Genomic DNA, 1,039 nt, shown 5'->3' with positions numbered 1-1,039 from the left:
GTACGGGCTGCCATGGAATAATCCACTTGTGCCTTTCCGGTCAGGTGAAATACCACCAAATCTTCCATCAAAAAGGCGTGCTTTGCCTGGCTATAAATTTCCGGATGATGCTTTTTGATCCACATCATTTTACATATACTGTACATTTCATGAGGCTTTACACCGGTAATGGATGCCATATCCAAGCTATCCATGCCTTTAAGCAGCTGCTCACATTCCTCTTTCCCTCTCGGATCGCTGTACAGCATAACCGGATGCAGCGGAGTTCCCTGCTCGTCCGTCATGACAAAGCTTTCTCCAAAGCTGGTCACACCAATGCCTGCAATATCCGGGTATTTTGCTGCCATTTCCCGGATTACCTGCATCACCTTTTCCAGAATTGCCTGGGCATCGATTTCATGTCCGCTGTGCCCTCTGCTTACCGGATAGTCCTGGTACGCCTTATCTAAATATTTACCGGTTGCATCAAATACACTTAATTTACAGCCGGTAGTTCCAATATCAAGTCCTGCAATCTTCATCATACACACCCTTAGTCAATATCCACCCAGTCATAGCCCAGATAGGTAACAAAAGCTTCCTTTAAAATCTCTTTCATATGGCCCACACCAACAGAAGTATGGTGCTTAAAGCCTCCTCTTGCCAGCTTAATCAACTTATTCTGCAAATCAGGAATCTCGCATACGCCGCCGCATCCAAAGAAACTTTCCTCAATCGGGTCATCCGTAAACTGTGCCTCGCTGGCATATACAATAATCTTGCCATCCTTTGTCTGGCAGTTGGAAATGGTCGTTGGAAATGCCTTAATTCGGCCTTCATTACAGCCCCATCCGGAACCCGGATCATTCTTAGCAAACATCTTATGCTCGGTAACGGTTCCTTTTCCGGCCATCAGCCCCTGAGCTACCGGTCCGCAGTGGAACAGGATCACTTTGTTCTCGTCATCCCCGTAATTATTGTTCCAGTCAAGCACTGCCGTAGGCTCTTCACTTGCCAGGTTCATAGCACGCATGGTAAGTGCAGAACACATATCAATTTC

The 1,039-nt window shown here is 46.7% G+C and carries 2 protein-coding genes; both read right to left on the bottom strand.

Going from position 1 to position 1,039, the window contains the following annotated elements; all coding sequences use genetic code 11:
- On the bottom strand, window positions 1–524 hold a 524-nt coding region (locus ACKI5G_RS01120; RefSeq protein ID WP_407396829.1), incomplete at its 3' end, for an FGGY family carbohydrate kinase.
- Window positions 525–532: 8 nt separating this feature from the next.
- Window positions 533–1,039: hypothetical protein (locus tag ACKI5G_RS01115; protein ID WP_407396828.1), on the bottom strand; the 507-nt coding region annotated here is incomplete at its 5' end.

Source organism: Anaerovibrio sp., from assembly GCF_045637405.1.
GTDB lineage: Bacteria > Bacillota > Negativicutes > Selenomonadales > Selenomonadaceae > Anaerovibrio.
Note: the sequence above shows the minus strand (reverse complement) of the source record. Positions and strands in the feature narration are given on the sequence as shown.